General features: G+C 75.3%; 8 protein-coding genes. 7 read left to right on the forward strand and 1 reads right to left on the reverse strand.

What is annotated here, in order from left to right; genetic code table 11:
- From F9B16_RS51885 to F9B16_RS47665, 4 genes are all read left to right on the forward strand, one after another.
- Nucleotides 1-740, forward strand: a 740-nt coding sequence (locus F9B16_RS51885; RefSeq protein ID WP_192809356.1) for a hypothetical protein, incomplete at its 5' end; no start/stop codon positions are given.
- Nucleotides 737-1,852: a hypothetical protein gene (locus tag F9B16_RS47655; protein ID WP_151546883.1), complete on the forward strand. Its 1,116-nt coding sequence runs from the start codon at nucleotides 737-739 to the stop codon at nucleotides 1,850-1,852. The genes F9B16_RS51885 and F9B16_RS47655, both read left to right, overlap by 4 nt.
- Nucleotides 1,849-3,321 carry a hypothetical protein gene (locus tag F9B16_RS47660; protein WP_151546884.1) on the forward strand — a complete coding sequence of 491 codons (1,473 nt, stop codon included), beginning with the start codon at nucleotides 1,849-1,851 and terminating at the stop codon, nucleotides 3,319-3,321. Before F9B16_RS47655 ends, F9B16_RS47660 begins: the two co-directional genes overlap by 4 nt.
- Nucleotides 3,318-4,670, forward strand: a complete 1,353-nt coding sequence (locus F9B16_RS47665) for an AAA family ATPase (RefSeq protein ID WP_151546885.1) — start codon at nucleotides 3,318-3,320, stop codon at nucleotides 4,668-4,670. The genes F9B16_RS47660 and F9B16_RS47665 overlap by 4 nt, the downstream gene beginning before the upstream one ends.
- A gap of 27 nt (nucleotides 4,671-4,697) precedes the next feature.
- Here F9B16_RS47665 and F9B16_RS47670 read toward each other — a convergent pair whose 3' ends face one another.
- Nucleotides 4,698-5,501, reverse strand: a complete 804-nt coding sequence (locus tag F9B16_RS47670; RefSeq protein ID WP_151546886.1) for an ABC transporter ATP-binding protein — start codon at nucleotides 5,499-5,501, stop codon at nucleotides 4,698-4,700.
- Between the two features lie 213 nt (nucleotides 5,502-5,714).
- Between F9B16_RS47670 and F9B16_RS47675 the strand changes: the two genes are divergently transcribed.
- The 3 genes from F9B16_RS47675 to F9B16_RS47685 all read left to right on the forward strand — a co-directional run bounded on the left by F9B16_RS47675 (nucleotide 5,715) and on the right by F9B16_RS47685 (nucleotide 7,366).
- Nucleotides 5,715-6,230: a hypothetical protein gene (locus F9B16_RS47675; protein WP_151546887.1), complete on the forward strand. Its 516-nt coding sequence runs from the start codon at nucleotides 5,715-5,717 to the stop codon at nucleotides 6,228-6,230.
- Between the two features lie 85 nt (nucleotides 6,231-6,315).
- Nucleotides 6,316-7,005 (forward strand): hypothetical protein, encoded by a 690-nt coding sequence (locus F9B16_RS47680; protein ID WP_151546888.1) that lies wholly within the window; start codon nucleotides 6,316-6,318, stop codon nucleotides 7,003-7,005.
- 145 nt (nucleotides 7,006-7,150) lie between these two features.
- Complete coding sequence (locus F9B16_RS47685) at nucleotides 7,151-7,366, forward strand: hypothetical protein (RefSeq protein ID WP_151546889.1); 216 nt, start codon at nucleotides 7,151-7,153, stop codon at nucleotides 7,364-7,366.
- Nucleotides 7,367-7,554 lie beyond the last annotated feature (188 nt).

Consider the following 7,554-nt stretch of genomic DNA (forward strand, 5'->3'; position numbering starts at 1 on the left):
CCCGCGCCCTGCGCGCCGACCTGCGCCGCGCCGAGCAGGAGTGGGACGCCGCCGTCCTCGGCGACGCCGGCGAGCCGGAGGCCACGCCCGCCCCGGCCGAGCCCGAGGGGCGCCGCGGGCTGCTGCCCGTCCGCGACCAGGTCCACCAGGCGCTGACGCTGCTCGGGGTGCCCGCCGCGCCGAAGCTCATCGGGTCGGTGTACGCGGCGTTCTTCCCCGGCGAGATCCCCGGGACGCGGCTGACGAGCCTGCGCCGCGACGAGGAGCGCTCGTTCCGCACCGCGCCGTACGCACGGCCCTACTACCTGTGCGCCGCGCTGACCGCCGACCTGCTCGCGCCCGCCCGCGGCCTGCTCACGGTGAGCACCTGGCCGCTGGAGCAGCGGATCGTCGGGCCGCTCAGCCCGCGCACCGACTTCCTCGCCTCCGCGATCCGCCTCGCCGAGCACGCCGGACGCACGGCGCCCTCGCCGGACGCGCAGCGGCTGCTGTGGCGGTTCGCCTCCAACATTCCCGGTGCGGTCACCGGTACGGTCGGTACAGTCGATCCGGCCGTGCTCGCCGAGGCCGCCCGGGCCGAGCTGGACGTGCACCGGGAGCCCGACCGGCGGCGCCGCGCGTCGGCCGCCGGGCGCGCTCGGGCCCAGCTCGACGACGCGGAACGGCTGTTCGGCAGCCGGCTGCGGGCCCTGCAGGATTCCGCACGGCGACGTGCCAGCTCTGGAGAGACGGACCGATGACCGAGACCGCGCCGGAATTGGACCGGCTGCGCGGAAGCGCTCCGCCGCGCAACCACGACGCCCGCACGATCGCGGCGCTGACCGCCAATCCCGGCTGCGCCCGCCGCGGGCTGATGGACGCGGCGGGCGTCGACAAGGACGCGGTGGCGCGCGCGCTCGGGTTCCCCGCGCCGTTCGGGCAGTCGCAGTTCGCCATCACGCGCGGCAACGCGTTCGAGGCGCAGGTGAAGGCCGACGGGTGCGCGGAGCTGCTGACGCTGCTGCGCGACCGGATGGGCCTGGCGGTGTCCGAGGTCGCCTACGACGATCTGGAGGTCGTCGCGGGCAACGAGGGCCGCGAGCTGCGGCACACCCGCACCCGGCGGCTGCTCGCCCAGGCGCTCGGCAGCGGCGAGGGCACCCTGTTCGACCATCCGCTGCTGCGGCTGGAGATCGGCGGGCAGCTCGCCTACCTGGAGCCGGACGTCATCGCGTTCCAGATCGAGGGCCGGCTGCACGTCATCGAGATCAAGTCGTTCGCGGTGGTGGACGGGCAGGCCGAGCCGGAGCAGGTCGCGGCGGCCGCGCGGCAGTCGGCGGTGTACGTGCTGGCGCTGCGCCGGCTCGTCGCCGAGCTCGGGCACGACCCGGAGCGGGTGTCGCACGAGGTGTTCCTGGTGTGCCCGGAGAACTTCTCCAACCGGCCGACCGCGACGCCGCTGGACGTCCGCCCGCAGCTGGCCGTGCTGGAACGGCAGCTCGCGCGCCTCACCCGCATCGACCGGATCCTCGACGCGCTTCCCGGCGACCTGACGTTCGAGCCCGGCGAGCACCTCGCCGACTCCGTCCGCACGGTCGAGGCCCGCTACGCGCCCGAGTGCATGGCGGGCTGCGAGATGGCGTACTTCTGCCGGGACGAGGCGCGCGCCTGCGGCGCGACGGGCGCGCTCGGCCGGGCCGTGCGCGACGACCTCGGCGGCGTCGACACGATCGGTACGGCGCTGGGCCTCGCGGACGGGTCGCTCAGCCCGTCCGACGACCTCGCGGAGACGGCCGAGCAGCTGCGGGCGGCGGCCCGGCTGCGCGCCGAGGCCCTCGGCACCGGCCACCGGGACGCCGTGACGGCCCGATGAGCGCGCTGAGCTCGCTGGCGCGGCTGGAGGCGGTGCGGGCCGGGGTCGCGCAGCCGCTGGCGACGGTCCGGCACGTCCACGTGTCGGACGCGCCGCTGGTGCTGATCCCGCTGAAGCTCGCGGGCGAGGCGGCGGCGCCGCTGGCCGTCATGGTCGGGTCGGCGCCGGACGACCCGTCGCTGCTGGTGGTCCCGCAGCCGCGCAACCGCGACCTGCGGTTCGCGTTCGCGGCGGAGCTGGCCAAGCTCGTGCTGAACCACATCGAGACGAGCCGCGGCGAGGTGGAGGAGCTGCCGCCGGGCAAGGAGGGCGACGACCGGATCCGGTACGGGAACGCGCCGCAGCTGCTCGTGCCGAACCGGGGCGGGGTCTCGTTCCTGCGGCTGGTGGGCAGGTCGACGCGGTTCCGCAGCACCGAGGGCCCGTACGCGGTCGACCCGGCGGTGCCGGTGCTCGGCCGGTGGCTGACGTGGTTCGCCGACCGGCACGACCATCCGGGGTCGTCGCTGCTGCGGGCGATGACGGAGGTGCTGCGGCTGCACTGGGCGACGGGGCAGAGCTCGGTGGAGGACGGCAACCTCGCCGCGCTGATGGGCTGGATCGACCCGCCGGACGGCCTGGACGGCCCCGCCGCCGCGGCCCGCGCCGAGGATCCGGTGACCTGCCCGCCGGCCGGCCCCGCGACCGACCCGACGTTCGACAACGAGGTGCTCGCCCCGGCGATCGCCGCCTACGACCGGTCGGGCGGCGACCCGCGCGCCGGGGACCGGCTCCGCGCGCTCATCGCCGGTCAGCTCACCCCGACCTGGGACCTGATGTGGCGGGCGGTGGACCTGCTGCGCGCGATGCCGGAGGGCGCGAGCGTCCCGCGCCGCTGGGAGCGCGACCGGGACGCCTTCACCTATTACCACCAGACGTTCGGCGAGGCGTATCCTCAGGCGCGCCGCGACCCGCCCGTCCGGGCGGCGCGGCGGCTGCACGATCTCGAACGCGCCCAGGACGCCTACGAGGCGCAGCGCGCGTTCGACGACCCCCTGGTCATGGCCGAGCACCGGCTGGCCGGGCAGGCGTTCGGCGGGCCGGTCACCGAGTGCGACCCGGCCCGGCTGGACGAGACGGGGAAGCGGCCGAAGCTGCGCCCGCTGCTGCGCGTCCGCACCGCGGACCCCGTGCGGCTCGACATCGGGACGACCGTGTGCAACGCGGCGCGCCCGGCGCTGAAGGGGAGGATCGTGGAGATCGGCGACGGCGGCGTGCTGCTGGAGCTGACCGGCGGGATGGGCCGCAAGCTCACCCCCGAGCCGGGCGCGGTGCCGCAGGTCGGCGAGCGGGTGTGCTTCACCTCGCTCACGGAGGGCTCGTTCGGCGCCGCGAAGTTCCCCGACCGGGAGGACACGCCGTGGACGCACGGCGGGCCGCCCGAGGAGTACGTGCCGACCGACGAGGACGCCGAAGAGGACTGGTCATGACCGAACGCCACCTGGTCGCCCTGGCCGGGCCGGAGCCGTCCGCCGACCTCGACCCCGGGGAGGCGGCGACGCGGGCCGTCGACGGCGTGCTCGCCGACCTCGGCGGCGGCCACCGCGGCGTGGTGGTCGACTCCCCGCCGGGCGCGGGCAAGTCGACGCTGGTGGTCCGCGCGGCCGCGCACCTCGCCGAGGCGGGCGAGCGGCTGATGATCGTGGCGCAGACCAACGAGCAGGTCGACGACCTCATCGAGCGGATCGCGACCAAGCACCCGCAACTGACGCTGGGCCGGCTGTCGGCGTCGGGGTACCTGCCGTCCGAGCGGGTGCTGGCGCATCCGTCGGTGCGGGTCGCGCAGAAGGCCGACGACCTCGCCGAGCACACCGTCGTCATCGCGACCGCGGCGAAATGGGCGACGCTGCCGGACGGGTCGTGGCCGTGGGCGATCGTCGACGAGGCGTACCAGATGCGCTCCGACATGCTGCTGCGCATCGCCGGCCGGTTCGAGCGCGCCCTGTTCGTGGGCGACCCCGGGCAGCTCGACCCGTTCTCCACCGTCGAGGTCGAACGCTGGGCCGGGCTGGCGTGGGACCCGATGCGCAGCGCCGTCTCCGTCCTGCTCGCGCACAACCCGGACCTGCCCGTCCACCGGCTGCCGGTGTCGTGGCGGCTCCCGGCGTCCGCCGCGCCCGTCGTGTCCGACGCGTTCTACCCGTTCACCGGCTTCCGCGCGGGGACGGAGGACGGCGACCGGCGGCTGGAGTACGGGGCGCGCGGCATGGGCACCACCTACGACCACGCCCTGGAGGAGGCCGCGGCGACCGGATGGGCGCTGTACGAGCTGCCCGCCCGGCACACGCTGCGCACCGACGCCGAGGCCGTCCGCGCGACGGCGACGCTGGCCGTCCGGCTGCTGCAGCGCGGCCCGGTCGCGCACTCCGAGCTCGGCTCCAAGCCCGTGGACGCGACGCGCGTCGCGATCGGTGCGGCGCACCGCGACCAGGTCACCGCGATCCGCGCGGCGCTCGGCGAGCACGGCGCGGGCATCACCGTCGACACCGCCAACCGGCTGCAGGGACGCGAGTACGACGTCACCGTCATGCTGCATCCGCTGTCGGGCCGCCGCGACGCCACCGCGTTCCACCTGGAGTCGGGGCGGCTGTGCGTCCTCACGTCGCGGCACCGGCACGCGTGCGTCGTGGTGGCGCGGGCGGGCATCCCCGAGCTGCTGGACGCCCACCCGTCCACCGAACCCGTCCACCTCGGCGTGCCGGTCAAGTTCCCGGACGGGTGGGAGGCGAACCAGTCGGTCCTCGCCCACCTCGCCCGGCACCGGGTCGCCGCGGACTGAGGACGGCGGCTACGCGAGGACGGGCGGCTACGCGGGCCCGGCGGTGGCGGCCCAGCGGCCGCTGTGCCGGGTGATCGTGATCGGGTGGTCGAAGCAGGCGCTGACCAGCTCGGTCGTCAGCACCTCGTCCGCCGGGCCCGATGCCAGCACCTGGCCCTCGCGCAGTAGCAGCGCGTGGCTGGTGCTGGTCGGCAGCTCCTCGAGGTGGTGGGTGACCAGCACCGTCGTCAGGTCCGGGCGCTCGCTCCGCAGCTGGTCGATGCTCGCCAGGAGCCGCTCGCGCGCGGCGACGTCCAGGCCGGTGGCGGGCTCGTCGAGCAGCAGCAGCGGCGGGTCCGGCATCAGCGCCCGCGCGATCAGCGCGCGGCCCCGCTCCCCCTGCGACAGGTTCGGCCAGCGGGCGTCGGTGCGCGCCGTCAGCCCCATCAGCGCGATCAGCTCGTCGGCGCGGCGCAGCTCGTCCTCGGTCGGCGTCCAGCGCGGGACCAGCTCGATGGTGCCGGTCACGCCGGTCAGCACGATCTCCCGGACGGTCCGCGCCGACTCCAGCGGATGCCGCGGGTTGACCTGGCCGATCAGCTTCCGCAGCTCCTGCACGTCGACCCGGCCGAGGCGGCGGCCGAGGATCTCCGCGGCGCCGCGCGTCGGGTGGGTGTAGGCGCCGAGGATGCCGAGCAGCGTGCTCTTGCCGGCGCCGTTGGGGCCGATCAGCGCCCAGTGCTCGCCGCGGAGCACCGTCATGGTCACCCGGTCGAGCAGCAGGCGCCGGTCCCGGACGAGGTCGATCTTGTCGGCGTTGAGCACGATGTCGGTCTGGGCGGGCAGGGACAAGGGAACCTCCCTTTCGAAGGCTCGGCGGGACGGGCTCGCGGAAGGAGCACCGGGACATGCGAGGAGGCGCGCGGGGTATGCGTCCGGAACACCGGGCCGGGATCGCCGGAGCGGCGGAAGATCTTCAACGTACCCGAACGATCGCGCCGCCGGGTACGAGGGAGCCCCCCGGCCGGATACTGTGAGACCGTGCCTCAGCGATCAGGGAGGGACATGGAGGAGATCGGCTTCATGTGCGCCCGCTGCGGCGGCGAGGTGCACGACGTCACCCACAACCGCGAGGGCTCGCTGGACGGGGTGGGATACCGGCACAACCGCCGGGTGGAGCCGTGGGACCACGAGCTGGAGCTCGCCGTCGGCGAGCCGTCCCCAGGCGAGCCCGCGTGCGACTTCTGCGGCGCCGACGGGCCGACGTGGCTCTACTACCCCACGCTCGACCCCGAGGACACCGACATGTTCGAGGTCGAGCTGGACACCACGCACCTGTCCGACGACGACACCGCCGTCGCCGTGCTGAACATGCTCTACCCCTGGTACGCCTGCGACACCTGCTCGGTCCTGGTCGCCGACCGCCAGGTCGACGTGCTCATCTCCCGCGCCCTGGAGCGCACCCCCGTCCCCGAGGACGTCGACGTCGACGAGGACACCGTCCGGGCCCGCCTGCGCGGCTCCCTCTCGGTGTTCTTCACCACCCGCCCCGGCCGCCCCCAGCCGTCGCGCGCCGTCTAGAGCAGGGGCGACGGACCGCTCTGTCGGTGCCGCTCATTATGATCGGTGCCGTTTTCGTGCGGCGGATGTGATTGCGGGGGACCCAGTGATCATCGATAGGCGGTTCCACGGCCCGGACGGGTCGGGCAACGGGGGGTACACGGCGGGGCTGCTGGCGGGGCGGGTGCCGATCGACACGGTGACGGTGACGCTGCGGCAGCCGCCACCGCTGGACACCGAGCTGACGGTCACCGTGGAGGACGAGCGCGGGCACAGCGCGCGGATGTGGGACGGGGAGACGCTGGTCGCGGAGGCCCTCGCGGGGGCGATCGTGGTGCCGCCGGTGCCGCCGGTCCCGTTCGCGGAGGCGCGGGAGGCGGCCGAGAAGTTCCGGGCGATCGAGAACCACCCGTTCCCGCGCTGCTTCGTGTGCGGGCCGGAGCGCGAGCCGGGCGACGGGCTCCGGCTGGAGCCCGGGCACGTCGCCGACGGCACCGTCGCGGCGCCGTGGGTGCCCGACCAGGTGCCCGAGCGGACGCTGGTGTGGGCGGCGCTGGACTGCCCCGGCGCCTGGTCGTTCGACGTGGCGGGCCGCCCGGCCGTGCTCGGCACGATGACCGCGCAGGTCACCGACGTGCCCGAGGCGGGCGAGGAGTGCGTGGTGATGGGCCTGGCGCGCAGCCGGGAGGGCCGCAAGATGCACGCGGCGACCGCGCTGTACGGCGCGGACGGGCGGCTGCTGGGCCGCGCCGAGCAGATCTGGATCGAGATCGACCCGGAGCGGTTCGGACGGTGACCGGCGGCGGGCGGCGGGCCGGGTGATCCGGCGCCGCCGCCCGCCAGACCGTTTCCGTTTCGATGCCGGAAATATGTCAGGCGACATGGTCCGGCACCGCGGTTACGCTGTTCAATCTGACTTTGCGCGACTGGAGGCGGGTCAGATGAGCGGAACGGTCTTACTTCTCCTCGGAGTGGCGGCGCTCGCGGTGTACACCGGCATGCACTGGGAGCGCGCCCGCCGCGCCGCGTCGGACATGCGGCTCAGCCGCCAGCGGGTCGCCGGCCTCCGGCGGACGGCGGTGCGCGAGCGCGGCCAGGCCACCATGATCGTCGCGGGGGCGATCTTCGTGCTGGTGCTCGTCGTCAAGTACGGCTGAGCCGCCGGCGTCCGGCCGTCAGGGGCCGGTGAACAGCGGGTCCTCCCGGTCGGCTCCGTTCAGCGGCCGGCTCGGCAGGGGCGGCTCGCCCGCCGAGGGGCCGGCCATGGGGGACGGGGGGCCGCCGGCCGCGGGCGGCGGCAGCATGTGCCCGCCCGACTGCGACGCGCCGGGCGGCGGGCCGCCGT

The organism is Actinomadura montaniterrae (genome assembly GCF_008923365.1).
GTDB lineage: Bacteria > Actinomycetota > Actinomycetes > Streptosporangiales > Streptosporangiaceae > Spirillospora > Spirillospora montaniterrae.